The sequence below is a fragment of the Nonomuraea sp. NPDC047897 genome (assembly GCF_043204415.1).
Taxonomy (GTDB): Bacteria; Actinomycetota; Actinomycetes; order Streptosporangiales; family Streptosporangiaceae; genus Nonomuraea.
In genome coordinates this window covers 15,451-30,843 of sequence record NZ_JBIDCC010000002.1, presented here as the reverse complement: position 1 = coordinate 30,843, position 15,393 = coordinate 15,451, and the positions used below count along the sequence as shown (strand labels likewise).

General features: G+C 73.4%; 16 protein-coding genes. 13 read left to right on the top strand and 3 right to left on the bottom strand.

Going from position 1 to position 15,393, the window contains the following annotated elements; genetic code table 11:
* Positions 1–11 precede the first annotated feature (11 nt).
* A complete protein-coding gene (gene hemG / locus ACGF0J_RS03555; protein ID WP_393141861.1) occupies positions 12–1,418 on the bottom strand; it encodes a protoporphyrinogen oxidase in 1,407 nt (468 codons plus the stop codon).
* A gap of 124 nt (positions 1,419–1,542) precedes the next feature.
* Here hemG and ACGF0J_RS03550 point away from each other — a divergent pair, with 124 nt between their 5' ends.
* Positions 1,543–2,514: a DUF4349 domain-containing protein gene (locus ACGF0J_RS03550; RefSeq protein ID WP_393141860.1), complete on the top strand. Its 972-nt coding sequence runs from the start codon at positions 1,543–1,545 to the stop codon at positions 2,512–2,514.
* Here the strand turns inward: ACGF0J_RS03550 and hemE are convergent.
* The gene (hemE, locus tag ACGF0J_RS03545; RefSeq protein WP_393142707.1) at positions 2,502–3,461 is read right to left on the bottom strand and encodes a uroporphyrinogen decarboxylase; all 960 of its coding nucleotides are present in this window, start codon (positions 3,459–3,461) and stop codon (positions 2,502–2,504) included. The two genes, ACGF0J_RS03550 and hemE, sit on opposite strands and share 13 nt — an antisense overlap.
* A 709-nt stretch (positions 3,462–4,170) precedes the next feature.
* On the opposite strand from hemE, the gene ACGF0J_RS03540 reads away from it, so the two are divergent.
* The 5 genes from ACGF0J_RS03540 to ACGF0J_RS03520 all read left to right on the top strand — a co-directional run bounded on the left by ACGF0J_RS03540 (position 4,171) and on the right by ACGF0J_RS03520 (position 9,341).
* The gene (locus ACGF0J_RS03540; protein WP_393141859.1) at positions 4,171–4,767 is read left to right on the top strand and encodes a DUF3000 domain-containing protein; all 597 of its coding nucleotides are present in this window, start codon (positions 4,171–4,173) and stop codon (positions 4,765–4,767) included.
* A 45-nt stretch (positions 4,768–4,812) separates the two neighbouring features.
* Positions 4,813–6,027: a ribonuclease D gene (locus ACGF0J_RS03535; protein ID WP_393141858.1), complete on the top strand. Its 1,215-nt coding sequence runs from the start codon at positions 4,813–4,815 to the stop codon at positions 6,025–6,027.
* Between the two features lie 103 nt (positions 6,028–6,130).
* Positions 6,131–7,276 (top strand): Gfo/Idh/MocA family protein, encoded by a 1,146-nt coding sequence (locus ACGF0J_RS03530; RefSeq protein ID WP_393141857.1) that lies wholly within the window; start codon positions 6,131–6,133, stop codon positions 7,274–7,276.
* Complete coding sequence (locus ACGF0J_RS03525; RefSeq protein WP_393141856.1) at positions 7,273–8,436, top strand: dihydrodipicolinate synthase family protein; 1,164 nt, start codon at positions 7,273–7,275, stop codon at positions 8,434–8,436. Before ACGF0J_RS03530 ends, ACGF0J_RS03525 begins: the two co-directional genes overlap by 4 nt.
* Entirely contained in the window at positions 8,433–9,341 is a 909-nt protein-coding gene (locus tag ACGF0J_RS03520) for a sugar phosphate isomerase/epimerase family protein (protein ID WP_393141855.1), read from the top strand. Before ACGF0J_RS03525 ends, ACGF0J_RS03520 begins: the two co-directional genes overlap by 4 nt.
* Positions 9,342–9,414: 73 nt before the next feature.
* Here the strand turns inward: ACGF0J_RS03520 and ACGF0J_RS03515 are convergent, their stop codons facing one another.
* On the bottom strand, positions 9,415–10,371 hold the full coding sequence (locus ACGF0J_RS03515; RefSeq protein WP_393141854.1) for an RNA polymerase sigma-70 factor: 957 nt from the start codon (positions 10,369–10,371) through the stop codon (positions 9,415–9,417).
* A 188-nt stretch (positions 10,372–10,559) separates the two neighbouring features.
* On the opposite strand from ACGF0J_RS03515, the gene ACGF0J_RS03510 reads away from it, so the two are divergent.
* The 7 genes from ACGF0J_RS03510 to ACGF0J_RS03480 all read left to right on the top strand — a co-directional run bounded on the left by ACGF0J_RS03510 (position 10,560) and on the right by ACGF0J_RS03480 (position 15,387).
* Positions 10,560–11,078 carry a carboxymuconolactone decarboxylase family protein gene (locus ACGF0J_RS03510; protein ID WP_393141853.1) on the top strand — a complete coding sequence of 173 codons (519 nt, stop codon included), beginning with the start codon at positions 10,560–10,562 and terminating at the stop codon, positions 11,076–11,078.
* A 14-nt stretch (positions 11,079–11,092) separates the two neighbouring features.
* On the top strand, positions 11,093–11,842 hold the full coding sequence (locus ACGF0J_RS03505; RefSeq protein WP_393141852.1) for an SDR family oxidoreductase: 750 nt from the start codon (positions 11,093–11,095) through the stop codon (positions 11,840–11,842).
* Positions 11,748–12,215 carry an isochorismatase family protein gene (locus ACGF0J_RS03500; RefSeq protein ID WP_393141851.1) on the top strand — a complete coding sequence of 156 codons (468 nt, stop codon included), beginning with the start codon at positions 11,748–11,750 and terminating at the stop codon, positions 12,213–12,215. Before ACGF0J_RS03505 ends, ACGF0J_RS03500 begins: the two co-directional genes overlap by 95 nt.
* Positions 12,215–13,408 (top strand): cytochrome P450, encoded by a 1,194-nt coding sequence (locus ACGF0J_RS03495; protein WP_393141850.1) that lies wholly within the window; start codon positions 12,215–12,217, stop codon positions 13,406–13,408. The genes ACGF0J_RS03500 and ACGF0J_RS03495 overlap by 1 nt, the downstream gene beginning before the upstream one ends.
* An 80-nt stretch (positions 13,409–13,488) precedes the next feature.
* Positions 13,489–13,662 (top strand): hypothetical protein, encoded by a 174-nt coding sequence (locus ACGF0J_RS03490; protein ID WP_393141849.1) that lies wholly within the window; start codon positions 13,489–13,491, stop codon positions 13,660–13,662.
* 51 nt (positions 13,663–13,713) lie between these two features.
* On the top strand, positions 13,714–14,700 hold the full coding sequence (locus ACGF0J_RS03485) for an NAD-dependent epimerase/dehydratase family protein (RefSeq protein ID WP_393141848.1): 987 nt from the start codon (positions 13,714–13,716) through the stop codon (positions 14,698–14,700).
* A gap of 111 nt (positions 14,701–14,811) precedes the next feature.
* On the top strand, positions 14,812–15,387 hold the full coding sequence (locus ACGF0J_RS03480; protein ID WP_393141847.1) for a hypothetical protein: 576 nt from the start codon (positions 14,812–14,814) through the stop codon (positions 15,385–15,387).
* Positions 15,388–15,393 lie beyond the last annotated feature (6 nt).

The following is a 15,393-nucleotide window of genomic DNA, read 5'->3' as shown; positions in this document are numbered from 1 at the left end:
CAACATTCTCCTCAACGCGACAGGTGGTCCAGAATCCGGGCCGCGGCGGTGCGGCCGGTCGCGACGCACGCGGGGATGCCGAGGCCGTCGTAGGCGGCGCCGCACACGGCCAGGCCCGGCTGGGGCGCGACGGCGGCGCGCACCCGGGCGACCCGGTCGAGGTGGCCGACGTTGTACTGCGGCAGCGAGCCGCCCCACCGGGTGACGCGGGTGTCGAGGGGCAGCCCGCGCACGCCGAGCACGCCGGCCAGCTCCGCCGTGGCGAGGGAGACCAGCTCGGCGTCGTCGCGCTGCAGCAGGTGTTCCTCGCCGATGCGGCCGATGGACAGCCGGATCACGACGGCGTCGCCGCCGAGGTGGGGCCACTTGTTGGAGCTGAACGTCGCCGCCTTGACCGCCCGGCCCTCCACGGGCGGCACCAGGTAGCCGCTGCCGGTCGGCGGCTCGGGGAAGGCGGTGGGCGCGTAGGCGAGCGTGACGATGGCCATGCTGGCGTAGTCGATCCGGGCCAGCTCGGCGGACGCGACCGGCACCTCGGCCTTGAGCAGCCGGGCGGCGGCGGGGCCGGGGGTGGCGACGATGACGGCGTCGGCCTCGATGGTCTCGGGGTGCGGCACCGGGCCGGCCACGAGTCGCCAGCCGCTCTCGGTCCGGTGCAGCTCGCGGACGGTGAGGCCGGTGCGCACGTCGGCCTCCGACGCCTTGGCCACGGCCTCGGGCAGGCTGCCCATGCCGTGGCGGAGCGAGGTGAAGACGGGGCCCGCGCCGGCGGCGGCGTCGTGGACGATCTGCCTGGCCGCGCTGAGCAGCGACCGTTCGGAGCGGGCGGCGGCGGCCACCCGCGGCATCGTGGCCTCCAGCGACAGCCTGTCGGCGCGGCCCGCGTAGACGCCGCCGAGGAGGGGCTCGACGAGCCGGTCGAGGACCTCGCCGCCCATGCGGGCCCGGATGTAGGCGGCGACGGACACGTCGGTGCGGACGAGGGTGGCGGGCAGTATCTGGTCCATCGGCACCCGCAGCAGCCCGCCGGGCGAGACGATGCCGGAGCGGGCCAGCTCGGTGAGGTCGGCGGGCACGCCCATGACCTGCGTCTTCGGCATCGGCCGCAGCGCGCCCCGGCTGAGGATGGCGGCCCGCGTGGTGCCCGGGTCGACCAGCTCGTCGCCGAGCCCGGCGGCTCGGGCCAGGTCCTTGCCCTCGGGCCGCCTGGCCAGCATGGACTCCGCCCCGGCGTCGACCATGACCCCGGCGACCTCGGAGGCGTGCAGTTTGCCGCCGACGCGTGGGCTCGCCTCGATGACCGTCACCCGGACGGGCGGGCCGTGACCGTCGTGGGCGGCGTGGCGCAGGTGCCACGCCGCGGCCAGACCGGAGATGCCGCCCCCGATGACGACCACGTGCGCGTGATTGCCTTCCACGCCTCCAGACGCTACCGCCTCGGCGGCCCGCCCGCCCGTCCGGGGCGCGCGGGTGCGGCGGGCGTGTGACCGTACCGTGACTGGCGTTCGCAAACCGGTCCGGTGCGGGATCCGTCTCAGGGGCATGAGGAGATTCCGGTTCGGCATGGCGTTGCCGGTCGCGTGCGCGGCCCTGCTCCTGGCCGGCTGCGGCGGCGGCGCGTCCACGCCCCAGACACTGAGCGCGCCGGTGACCGACGAGGTCCGCGGTGAGGCCGACGGCGCGCCCGAGGAGGCCGCTGCGGCCCCGCGGGAGAGCACGCGGCAGGGCCGGAGCGTCACCTCCGGGGTGGAGGTCGCCCGCCAGGAGCGCCAGGTCATCTACGTGGCGCGGCTGAGCGTACGGGTCAAGGAGGTCGCGGCGGCGGCGCAGCGGGCCAAGCAGTTCGTCGCGTCGACCGGCGGGCACCTGGCCAAGGAGGAGTCCCGTTCCGGGGACCGGGGCGGGGGCTCGGCCACGCTGGAGTTCAAGGTGCCGCCCGCCCGCTACTCCGAGGTGCTGACCGCCCTCGGCAGGGACCTCGGCGAGCAGATCTCCCTCACCCAGGGCACCGAGGACGTCACCCTGCGGGTGGCCGACGTGGAGAGCCGGCTCGCGTCGGCGCGGCAGTCGCTCGACTCGCTGCGCGCGCTGCTGAAGAAGGCCGGCACGATCGGCGAGGTGCTGCAGGTCGAGCGGGAGATCTCCGCCCGGGAGGCCGACCTGGAGTCGTTGCAGGCGCAGCAGAAGGAGCTGGCGGGCCAGGTGGGCATGGCCACGCTCACGCTGAGGCTGGTCGGGCCGCGCGCCGTCGTGGCGGACCCCTCGGCGCAGCCGCCCGGGTTCCTCGGTGGGCTTGCGGCGGGGTGGGCGGCGCTGGTGATGTTCGGCAAGGTGGCGCTGACCGTGCTCGGCGCGGTGCTGCCGTGGCTGGCCGTCGTCGTGCCGCTCGTCGCCTTCCCCGTCGTCGCCGTACGGCGCAGGCGCAGGCGCAGGACACCCTCCGCGCCCCCGTCGGCGCCCGAGCCCCCGTCGACGCCCGAGCCCCCGTCGGCGCCTGCGCCTCAGGCGCCGTGAACGAGGTCGGTCAGGCGCTTGAGCTGGTCGGGGTCGGTGCCGGGGAGCACCCCGTGGCCGAGGTTGAACACATGGCCCTCGGCGGTCTCGCCGCGGCGCAGCACCTCACGGGCCTTGCGCTCGACGACCTCCCACGGCGCCATGAGGATGGCCGGGTCGAGGTTGCCCTGCAGCGCCTTGCCCGGCCCGACCCGGCGGGTGGCCTCGTCGAGCGGCACCCGCCAGTCGACGCCGACCACGTCGGCCCCGGCCTCGCCGAGCAGGCCGAGCAGCTCGCCGGTGCCGACGCCGAAGTGGATCCGCGGCACGCCGAGGTCGGCCAGGCCGTCGAAGATGCGGCGGGTGTGGGGCAGGACGAACTCGCGGTAGTCGTCGGGGGCGACCGCGCCCACCCAGGAGTCGAAGAGCTGGATCGCCGAGGCGCCCGCCCGCACCTGGATGCGCAGGTGCTCCAGGACGATGCCGGCCAGGCGGTCCATGAGGTCGTGCCAGAGCCGCGGCTCGCCGTACATCATGGCCTTGGTGCGGTCGTGGTGACGTGAGGGGCCGCCCTCGACGAGGTAGGAGCCGAGCGTGAAGGGCGCCCCGGCGAAGCCGATCAGGGGTGTGCCGCCGAGCTCGCCGACCAGGGCCCGGATCGCCTCGGTGACGTAGGAGACGTCGTCCGGCTCGATGGGGCGCAGCGCGGCGAGGCCGGCGGCGTCGCGGACGGGCTGGGCGACAACCGGGCCGACGCCCGGCTTGATGTCGAGGTCGATGCCGATGGCCTTGAGCGGCACCACGATGTCGCTGAAGAAGATGGCCGCGTCGACGCCGTAGCGGCGGACGGGCTGCAGGGTGATCTCGACGGCGAGGTCGGGCGTCTCGCACGCCGTCAGCATGGGCACGCCCTCGCGCACCTTCAGGTATTCGGGCAGCGAGCGCCCGGCCTGCCGCATGTACCACACGGGCGGATGCGGGACGGGCTGCCGGCGGCAGGCGCGCAGGAACGTTGACTCGGCGAGATTCACCCTCCAAGGGTGCCATGTTCCGGCTCCGGTCCCGGCATCCGGCGGGCGGCACTCCCCCAGCCCGGCCCGCCTGTCCGGAAAAACCACCATAACTGGGCCCAAATCATGATCGAATAGCCGAATGGATGTTTACCCGCCGACCGGCCATGGACCGCACACTCGGGTCGAACACCTCCCATGGAGGGCCATACAACCGGTCCTGAGTGCCCCAATTCTTCGCCAAGAACCCGCGCGGCATCGATTCAGCATCCACTTTCGGGACACGCCGAGCGCGTTGCGCGGAATTGTCGCCGCGGCATGCCACCGTCGGAGCGACGATCCGACGAAAGGCCTCAGTGCGATGACCGCGTTGTGGAGTCCCCCAGAGCGCCGCATGGAGACCTGCGCGTCCCGCGCGGGTGAGCGGCCGTTCGAGCAGCCGCCGTGCCCCGACGGCCACGCGCCCGGGGAGTGCCCGGAGTGGGCCCGCGTCGCGTGCGGCCACGCCCTGCCGGTCCCGCCGCCCGCCCGCCTCCCGCACGTGCCCGCCCGTCTCCCGCTCGTGCCCGCGCCGCGGATCCCGCAGCTGGCAGCGGCAGCGGTTTGAGCACGTACGATGAGCACCCCCGTGGTCCCCTTCCGTTCCCTCTCGACCTACTCTTCGGCTATGACCCACGGTGACCTGCCACCGGCCCCCGCGGCGTTCAGGCGCGCGGTCGAGAGCCTCCGGCTGGCCGAGGTCAGACCGGAGATCGAGCTCGAAGACCTGCCCGCCCCGCAGCGGCTGGCCCCGCACTCCGCCGCCATCGGCGCGTCCGTCTACCGCGACGACGACGAGCTGGCCGTCGGGCGGCTGATCCTGCTCTACGACCCCGACGGCCAGCGCGGCTGGGAGGGGCCGTTCCGGCTGGTCGCCTACGTGCGGGCCGACATGGAGCCCGAGATCACCTCCGACCCGCTGCTCGGCCCGGTGGCGTGGAGCTGGCTCACCGACGCCCTCGACGCGCACCACGCCGACTACTCTGCCGCCGGCGGTACCGTGACTAGAGCTGTGTCCGAGGGGTTCGGCAACAAGGCCGACGACCCGGTCACCACCGAGCTCGAGCTGCGGGCGTCCTGGTCCCCGACCCAGGAAGACCTCTCCGGCCACGTCGCCGCCTGGTGCGACCTCATGTGCGTGGCGGCGGGGCTGCCGCCGCTCCCGCCGGATGTGGCCGCCCTGCCCCGTAGACGCGATGATCCGGAGAGTGACCGAACGAAGTGAGGGCACCAGTCAACACCACATCCCCGTCATGAGAGCGGTGGACTCATGACAGAAGAACGCACCATCGTCCCGCTGCTGGAGCCGCGCGAGGGCATCCCCGCCGTCATCGCCGACGACGCCGCCCTGGCCCGGGTGGTCGACGCCTTCGCCCGCGGCGACGGACCGGTGGCGGTCGACGCCGAGCGCGCCTCCGGCTACCGCTACGGCAACCGCGCCTACCTGGTGCAGCTACGCAGGGAGGGCGCGGGCACGGCGCTGATCGACCCGATCGCCTGCCCCGACCTGTCGGAGCTCGACGCGGCGCTGGCCGAGACGGAGATCGTGCTGCACGCCGCCTCGCAGGACCTGCCCTGCCTGTTCGAGGTGGGTTTCCGGCCGCGGTCGCTGTTCGACACCGAGCTGGCCGGCCGGCTGCTCGGCTACGAGCGGGTCGGCCTCGGCACGATGGTCGAGACGGTGCTGGGGCTGCGGCTGGAGAAGGGCCACTCGGCCGCCGACTGGTCCACCAGGCCGCTGCCCGAAGACTGGCTGCGCTACGCGGCCCTCGACGTCGAGGTGCTGGTGGAGCTGCGTGACACCCTGCACGAGGAGCTGGCCGACAGCGGCAAGCTGGACTGGGCGCGCGAGGAGTTCGCCGCCGTGCTGCGCATGCCGCCGTCCGCGCCCCGCTCCGACCCGTGGCGGCGCACGTCCGGCATCCACAAGGTGCGCAACGTCCGGGCCCTGGCCATCGTCCGCGAGCTGTGGACGATGCGCGACCGCATCGCCCGCGAGAACGACCTGGCACCGGGCCGGGTGCTGCCCGACTCGGCGATCGTCGCCGCCGCCCTCGACGTGCCGCGCACCCGCAAGGCGCTCACCGAGATCTCCGCGTTCACCGGGCGCAGCGCGCGCCGGCACATGAGCGACTGGCTGGGCGCGGTCAGCCGGGCGCGCGCGCTGCCCGACGGGCAGTTGCCGCAGCCGAGCACGCCCGGCGACGGCCCGCCGCCCGCCAACCGGTGGCCCGACCGCGACCCGGCCGCGGCCAAGCGGCTGGCCGCGGCCCGCGCGGTGGTGACGGCGCTCGCCGACGAGCACCACATGCCCGCCGAGAACCTCCTGCAGCCCGACGTCGTGCGGCGGCTGACCTGGGAGCCGCCCGAGGAGATCACGGACGGGTCCGTCGCCGAGCGGCTGCGCCTGCTGGGCGCGCGCGCCTGGCAGGTCTCCCTCACCGCTCACCCCCTCGCCTCGGCCCTGTCCCGGCTGGCAGGCTGAGACTCGCTCCACGCCCTGCCCGGCTCCGGGCGGGGCCGGCACTTGACGCCCCGACGGGGGCGGCCTTACGGTTCGGGAAAGCGCTTTCCACGAAGGGAACCCCATGAGCGTGCGGTCCATCGGCGTCGTGATGAACGGCGTCACCGGCAGGATGGGTTATCGCCAGCACCTGGTCCGGTCGGTGCTGGCCATCAACGAGCAGGGCGGCGTGACGCTCTCCGACGGCAGCCGGGTCACGCTGCGGCCCGTCCTCGTCGGCCGCAGCGCCGCCAAGCTCGCCGACCTCGCCGCCAGGCACGGCATCGCCGACCACACCACCGACCTCGACGCCGCCCTCGCCGACGACGACAACCTCATCTACTTCGACGCCCAGGTCACCTCGGCCCGCGTCAAGTCCGTGCTGAAGGCCGTCGAGGCGGGCAAGCACATCTACACCGAGAAGCCGACGGCCGAGTCGGTCGAGGAAGCCGTCGCGCTGGCCGAGGCCGCCACGGCCAAGGGCATCAAGAACGGCGTGGTGCAGGACAAGCTGTTCCTGCCGGGCCTGCTCAAGCTCAAGCGGCTGATCGACGGCGGCTTCTTCGGTCGCATCCTGTCGGTCCGCGGCGAGTTCGGCTACTGGGTCTTCGAGGGAGACTGGCAGGAGGCGCAGCGCCCGTCCTGGAACTACCGCGCCGAGGACGGCGGCGGCATCGTGCTCGACATGTTCCCGCACTGGCACTACGTCATGGAGAACCTGTTCGGCCGGGTCCGTTCGGTCTACGCCCAGGCCGTGACGCACGTTCCGGAGCGGGTCGACGAGCAGGGCCGCGCCTACCCGGCCACCGCCGACGACGCCGCGTACGGGGTGTTCGAGCTGGAGGGCGGCGTGATCGCGCAGATCAACTCGTCCTGGACGGTGCGCGTGAACCGCGACGAGCTGGTGGAGTTCCAGGTGGACGGCACCGAGGGCAGCGCCGTGGCCGGCCTGCGCAACTGCCGCGTCCAGCACCGCGCCACCACCCCCAAGCCGGTCTGGAACCCCGACCTGCCCGTCACCGCCCGCTTCCGCGACGGCTGGCAGGAGGTGCCGGACAACGCCGAGTTCGACAACGGATTCAAGATCCAGTGGGAGCTGTTCGTCCGGCACGTGCTGGAGGACGCGCCCTTCCCGTACGACTTCGCCGCGGGCGCCCGGGGCGTGCAGCTCGCCGAACTGGGCCTGCGCTCGTCCGCGGAGGGCCGCCGGATCGAGGTGCCGGAGCTGTGAACATCGACCTGCCCGGCGGGACGTACACGCTGCGCGAGCGGGTGACCTGGCCGGTGCCCGACAGCCCGGCCGCCAGCCGGATCGTGTACGCGGCGGCGCACGTGGTGGCCGACCCGCTCGGCGACAACACGCCCGGCTCCCCCGCCGCCGTCGACTGGGACGCCACGCTGCGCTTCCGCCGCCACCTGTGGTCGCACGGGCTGCGCGTCGCCGACGCCATGGACACCGCCCAGCGCAACATGGGCCTCGACTGGGCGGCGACGAAGGAACTCATCCGGCGCAGCGCCGCCGAGGCCCGCGACTACGGCGAGCCGGCCTCGCTGGTGGCCTGCGGCGCCGGCACCGACCACGCGCCCGGCGCCGCCGACCTGGACGCCGTCACCGCCGCGTACACCGAGCAGATCGAGACCGTCCAGACGGCCGGCGCCGGCGTGATCATCATGGCGTCACGCCAGCTCGCGCGGGTCGCCGCCGGCCCGAAGGACTACCACCAGGTGTACGGCAAGCTGCTCGGACTGGCCGAGCGGCCCGTGGTGCTGCACTGGCTGGGCGAGATGTTCGACCCGCAGCTCGCCGGCTACTGGGGCTCGCCGGACGTGGCGGCCGCGACCGAGTCGTTCCTGGAACTGATCCACGCCCACGCCTCCATGGTCGACGGCGTGAAGGTGTCGCTGCTGGACGAGCAGCACGAGATCGCGCTGCGCGCGGCGCTGCCCGAGGGCGTGAAGCTCTACACCGGCGACGACTTCAACTACCCGTCACTGATCAGGACCGGCTCCCACGCGCTGCTCGGCATCTTCGACGCGATCGCTCCGGCCGCCGCGGCGGCCCTGCAGGTGCTCGACGCGGCCGAGGCCGCCTGCGACGCCGCCGGGCGCGACCGGCTGCTCGCCCACTACGACGAGATCCTCGCGCCGACCGTCCCGCTGTCACGCAAGATCTTCGAGACGCCGACCTACCACTACAAGACCGGCATCGTCTTCCTGGCCTGGCTCAACGGCCACCAGGACGCGTTCGCCATGGTCAACGGCGCCCAGTCGGCCCGCTCGCTGACGCACCTGGCCGAGGTGTTCCGGCTGGCCGACCAGGCGGGGCTGCTCACCGACCCCGAGCTGGCCGTCCACCGGATGAAGGCGCTGCTGGCGGTGAACGGCCGGTGAGCCTGTCACTCAACCAGTGGACCACCCGCCGCTGGACGGTGGCCGAGGCCGTGGACGGCTGCGTCCGGCACGATCTGGAGGCCATCGGCCTGTGGCGGCAGGACGTCGCCGAGCAGGGGCTGGCCGAGACGGTCAAGCTGGTGCGCGCCGCCGGGCTGCGGGTGTCGTCGCTGTGCCGGGGCGGATTCCTCACCTCGGGCGGGCTGCCCGGCGAGGACGGCCGCCGGGCGTTCGCCGAGGCGCTCGACGACAACCGCCGGGCCGTGGACGAGGCGGCCGAGCTGGGCGCGGCCTGCCTGGTCATGGTGGTGGGCGGGCTGCCCGGCGTGCGCCCCGGCGAGCCTGTCGGTGAGCGCTTCGGCCAGGCGCCGGGCCAGGGCCCGGCCGAGCCGTCCCCCGTCTCGCGCGACCTCGCCGGCGCCCGCGAACGGGTCACCGAGGGGCTGGCCGAACTCGCCCCGTACGCCGGTGAGCGGGGCGTGCGGCTGGCGCTGGAGCCGCTGCACCCGATCTACTGCCCCGACCGGGCCGTCATCTCGACCCTCGGCCAGGCGCTCGACCTGAGCCTGCCGTTCCCGCCGGAACAGGTGGGCGTGGTGGTCGACACCTTCCACGTGTGGTGGGACCCCCAGCTGTTCGAGCAGATCGCCCGGGCGGGCGACCGGATCGCCTCCTACCAGGTGTGCGACTACCTGCACCCGCTCCCGGCCGACGTGCTGCTGGGGCGCGGCATGATGGGCGACGGGGTGATCGACTTCCGGCCGATCACCCGGGCGGTCCAGGAGGCCGGCTACACGGGCGATGTGGAGGTGGAGATCTTCAACGCCGACGTGTGGGCGGCCGACCCGGACGAGGTCCTCGCCACGATGAAGGCCCGCTACGCCGACGTGGTGCTCCCGGCCTGACCGGGACCGCCACGGACGGTCCGGCCGGCGGCGAGAAACCGACGAGGGGCGGGCGCCGCCGGTCTCGCCCGGCTCAGCGGGTCACGGCGGTCTCCCGCTCCACCCGCGACAGCTTCTCGGGATTGCGCACGTGGTAGGCGCCGGTGACGTAGCCGTTCTCCACGCGCACCGCCACCACGCCGTCGATCTCCCCGTCGACTCGCACGAGCAGCCCAGGACCACCGTTGATCTGGACCAGCTCGACCGACCTCTCCGCGTCGCGTCTCCACCAGCCGACGGCCAGCAGACGGGCCACCTTGTCGATCCCCACAACGGGCCGGAGCAGGGCATGTCTGACTCCGCCGCCGTCGCTCAGGGCGACGACGTCCGGCGCGAGGACGTCGAGCAGGCTCTGCAACTCGCCGGTCTCGACCGCCCGCTGGAAGGCCTCAAGCGCGGCTCGGGTCTCGGCCGGGGAGGTGATGCCGCGGGGCCGGCGGGCGGCGACGTGTGCCCGCGCCCGGTAGGCGAGCTGGCGTACCGCGGCCGGGCTCTTGTCGACGGCCTCGGCGATCTCCTCGTAGTCCAGATCGAACACCTCGCGCAGCACGAACACCGCCCGCTCGATCGGCTGGAGCGTCTCCAGCACCAGCAGCATCGCCATCGAGACGCTCTCGGCCAGCTCCACGTCCTCGGCCACGTCCGGCGCGGTCAGCAACGGCTCGGGCAGCCACGGCCCGACGTAGGACTCCTTGCGCCGGCCGAGCGCGCGCAGCCGGTCCAGCGCCTGCCGGGTGACGATCCGCACCAGGTAGGCACGCTGCTCCCGCACGGTTGCGTGATCGACGTCCACCCAACGCAGCCAGGCCTCCTGCAGGACGTCCTCGGCGTCGGCGGCCGAGCCGAGCATCTCGTAGGCGACGGTGAACAGCAGGTTGCGGTAGCCGACGAACGCCTGGGTGGCGGACTCCACCGAGTCCGCCGAGTCGACGCGGCCGACCCGGTCGGGTGACCCGGCCGGGTCCGTCGTCGGTTCGCTGTCCTCGTTCATGCCTGCTTCCCGCCTGCTCGGTCTCGACGCTGCCACACGCACATGACGTCGGTCCCCGCCGCTCCGTAACACCCACGCCACGTGGTCTATGTCACATGGCCGCGCTGTTACGGGGGCCGGGGCGCCGACGTCTCGTGGTCGTCAGAACGCTGACACCCACGACAACATGAGTTGAGGAGACCCGCACCATGTCCACACCCGCGACGACCGACACGGCGACCGAGCAGGAGAAGCTGCGGTCGCGGATGCCCAACCCCCTCCCCTTCGTCCCCGAGATGACCGGAGTCGCCGAAGGCCTGCACAAGGTCCTGAAGAACGGCTCGATTCCGCAGGTCACCATCCACCTGCTGCAGCTTCGCGCCGGGCAGATCCTCGGCAGCACGTACTTCACCATCCGGGAAACCAGGAACCTCCGGCAGGCCGGGGAATCGGAGGAGCGCATCACCGCCGTGGCCACCTGGCGGGACGCCACCTCCTTCACCGAACCCGAACGGGTCGCGCTGGAGCTCGTGGAGGCCGTCCTGACCCCGAACCCGTCCGGGGAACGCGTCCCCGACGAGCTGTACGCCAGGGCATCCGAGCACTACGACGACAAGGCGCTCTGGACGCTCATCATGGCGATCGCCCACATCGGCTTCTTCACCCCTGCCGCTCTCATCGCCAAGCCGATCCCCGGTATGCCCCCCGGCCAGAACTACAGCCACTGAGAAAGGCGTACGGCATGAGCACCACCAAGTTCGCGGTGGCGGGAGCGACCGGGCGGCTGGGACGCCACGTCGTCGACGTCCTGGCCGACCGGGGACACCCCGTCGTGCCGGTGTCCCGGGCCACCGGCGTGGACGTCATCACCGGTGAGGGCCTCGCCGACGCCCTCACCGGAGTGGATGTCATCATCGACGTCGCCTCGTGGCACTCCTCCGAGCAGGAGGCGGCGACGGAGTTCTTCCGCACGTCGGCCCGCAATCTGCACGAGTACGGTCAGCAGGCCGGGGTCGCCCGGATCGCCATGGCGTCCATCATCGGCGCCGACCGGGCCACCGCCGGGTTCCTCGCCGCCAAGAAGGTGCACGAGGAAGTCCTCCTGTCCGGCCCGCTCCCCGTCCGCATCCTGCGGGCCGCGCAGTTCCACGAGTTCGTCGGCCAGCTCCTGGACTGGCAGCCCGGCGACGTCGCCTACGTCCCGGACCTGCCCAGCCAGCTCGTGGCCTGCCGCGCCGTGGCCGAGGAACTGGTCGACCTGGCCCTCGGTGTCGACGCTCCCGCAACCATCCCCGAGATCGCCGGCCCCCGCAAGGAGAGCCTGGCGGAGGCGGCGGCGCTCCTCGGCGCCCGCCGAGGCGTCAAGGTGGTCGGCGTCGACGGGTCCGGCATACCGGATGCCGAGCTCGCCGCCGCCGGCGCCTTCCTGCCCGGCCCGCACGCCAGGCTCGCCGGGCCCACCTTCCGGGAGTGGCTCGACACCCAGCCCTGAGCCGGTCGTACGGCACGGCCCTGCCTTCCGCCGCCACGGTGCTCCGGTCGTCCTGGTCCGGCTCACGGCCGGCGCGGACGGATCAGACGCCGCGCCAGGACGCACCGAGATCCCGCGCCCGCCCGGCCCCCTCCCAGCGGGCTGGGACGTCGTCGTCGACGACCTGGCCGGCCATCCCGGGGACGTCACCGTGACCAAGCGCACCTGGAGCGCCTTCCACGGCACCGACCTCGACCTGCGGCTGCGCCGCCGCGGCGGCACACAGCTGGTGCTGGCGGGGATCGCCACCAGCATCGGCGTGGAGTCCACCGCTCCACCGCCGAGATCATCGGCCTGCTGGCCGAAGACACCATCCCCTCGAGAGGACAGATGATGACTGAAGCGCCGGACCTGCCGCTGCACATGCGGCGGAACGGGCTCAGCCCGGTCGAGGAACTGGCCCGGGCTCGCGACAGCGAGGGCGTGGTGCGAGTGAAGACGCCGTTCGGCGTGCCCGCGTACCTGGTCTGCCGCCACGAGGATGTCCGCCAGGTGCTGGCGGACCCTGCCCGGTTCAGCAGCGCCCTGACACCGTTCCCGGGAGCAGAGCAGTTGGACGCCGACGAGCTGGCCACGATGCAGGCCGGGCAGCTGATCGGGTTCGACCCGCCCGAGCACACGCGGTTGCGCCGGATGCTCACCCCGGAGTTCACGGTACGGCGGATGCGCAGGCTGGAGCCGCGGATCACCGAGATCGTCCGGACGGCTCTGGACGATCTGGAGCGGGCCGGCAAGCCGGCCGATCTGGTGGAGCACTTCGCGCTGCCGGTGCCGTCGCTGGTGATCTGCGAGCTGCTGGGCGTGCCGCAGGCCGACCGCGCCGAGTTCCACGAGCGTTCGGTGCGTCTGCTGGACACGTCCTTGCCGTTGGAGCAGCGCGTCGCGGCGCAACGGGAGGATCGCGCCTACATGGCCGGCCTGGCGGCCCGCGCGCAGGCGGAGCCGGGCGAGGACATGCTCGGCATGCTGGTGCGCGAGCACGGCCACGATCTCAGCACCGACGAGCTGATCGGCATCGCGGCACTGCTGCTGCTGGCCGGGCACGAGACGACCTCGAACATGCTCGGCCTGGGCACCCTGGCCCTGCTCCGGCACCCGGAGCGGGCGGCGATGATCCGCGACGATCCGGCGCGGGTCGAGCCCGCCGTAGAGGAGCTGCTGCGCTGGCTGTCCGTCGTGCAGGTGCTGCCGCCGCGCACGACCACGACGGACGTGGAGATCGGCGGGCATGCCATCCCCGCGGGCTCTCTCGTGCTCTGCTCGTTTCCGGCCGCCAACCGCGACCCCGCCTTCGTCGACGACCCCGACACCCTCGACATCACCCGGGCAGCCGCCGGTCACGTCGCCTTCGGCCATGGTGTGCACCACTGCCTCGGGGCGCCGCTGGCGCGGATGGAGATGCGCATCGCCTTCCCGGCACTGCTGCGGCGCTTTCCCGGCCTCGCCCTCGCCGATCCGGACGAGCAGGTGGACTTCCGTGCCTTCAGCCTCGTGTACGGCGTGCGCACGCTGCGGGTGACCTGGTGAGCGGGCAGCCTCGGGAGCCGGAAGCCCACGGCAACCGACCACCACGGAGTGACCTGGTGTGGCGGGCAGGCCGGGGATCGGTGCGGTACCTGGCCGTCAGCGCGCTCCTCTTCGTCCTGATCAGCGTCCAGTTCGTGGTCGGGGGGAGCGGCGACCTCGCCGTCCATGTCCCTCTGGGCGTGGCGCTGTTCGGCGCGAGCGCCGTCATGGTGGCACAGGTGTGGTCGTCCCGCCCCGACCGCGCCGCCGGCTGAACGTCCCCCGTCACCTCCACGCCGTCCGGCGCCCGGTGCTTGAATGTCCGGATGGAGATCTTGATTCTGGGTGGGACGGCGTGGGTGGGGCGGGAGGCGTCACGGCAGGCGCTCTCGCGCGGCCATCGGGTGACGTGCCTGGCGCGCGGCGAGAGCGGAGCGGTCGCGGACGGGGCGACGCTCGTGGCCGCCGACCGGCGTGATCCCGCCGCGTACGCGCCGCTGCTCGACCGCGAGTGGGATGCGGTCATCGAGGTTTCCTGGCAGCCCGGTTTCGTGCGGGCGGCACTCGACGCGCTGGGCTACCGGGCCCGCCACTGGACCTATGTCTCCTCCGTCAGCGCCTACGCCTCCCATGCCGCGCCGGACGCCGACGAGTCCGCGCCGCTCCTCGCCCCGACCGACCGCGTCGAGGTCGATCGCACGCTGTACGGCGAGGCGAAGGTGGCCTGCGAGCAGGTGACGACGGCGGTCCTTGGCGACCGCCTGCTCATCGCGCGGGCCGGGCTCATCGGCGGCCCGGGTGATCACAGCGGACGTTCGGGCTACTGGGCGGCCCGCGCGGCGCGCGACCCGCGGGGGCCGATGCTGGTCCCCGACGCGCCGGCCCTGCCGACGCAGGCGATCGACGTGCGCGACCTCACCGCCTGGCTGCTCGACGCCGCGGAGTCGGGGACCGTCGGCACCTACGACGCCGTCGGCCCGGTCGTGCCGTTCGGCGAGTGGGTCGAGCTGTCGCGCGCCGCCGGCGGCCACACGGGCCCCGTGGTCGCCGCCGACCCGGCGTGGCTGCTGGCCAACGGCGTGGCCGAGTACATGGGGCCCGAGTCGCTGCCGATGTGGCTCACCGATCCGGGCTGGCAGGGGTTCTCGGCCCGCAGCGGGTCCGCGGCGCGCACCGCGGGCCTCCGCCATCGGCCCCGGGCCGACCTGCTGGCCGACACGCTGAGCTGGGAACGCGAGCAGGGCCTCGACCGGCCGAGACGTGCCGGCCTCAGCGCCCCGCGCGAACGCGAACTGCTCGCGGCCCTCGGCTGACGTCCTCGTGCCCCACGGGCCGGTCCGGCGCGGTGCGGAAGTCCGCGAACCTTCGGCCGCGCCTGCTCATCCAACAAGGGACACATCACCTGCCACGCATGCGGGGGGATCATGAAGCACCGAACGAGCCGGCCGGCACGGGCCGTCGCGGCACTGGCGGCGGGGACCTTGCTGGCGGCCGCGGCACCCGCCGCGGCCGGCACAGCGGCGTCCGCCGCGACCGCCACCACCGAGACCACCGCGACCGCCACCACGACCACCGCCGCGACCGCCGCCGCGCCGAAGGGCACCTTCGGCCCGTACGGCTACGGCGGTCTCCGGCTGGGCATGACGGCCAAGCAGGCCAACGCCACCGGGAAGATCGTGCTGAAGCAGCGTGGCCACTGCTCCGGCTGGGACTACAAGGCCCACCGCAACCCGCGCGACGAGGTGGGCCTCTACATCTCGGTCCGGCGCGGGGTGGCCGTCATCTTCGCGCCGAAGGGCGTCCGGACTCCCCGGGGCATCGGCACCGGCGCCACGCTGCGCCAGGTCAAGAAGGCGTACCCGGGGGTCAAGGAGGAGGTGAGCGGCTGGTACGCCACCGCGCCCGGCAACCCGAAGGCGTACTACTACTTCGGCGTCGACCGGCGCGGCAAGGTCGAGGCGCTGGCCCTGGGCCTGCGGAACCAGGACTGCGTCAACTGACCTGCG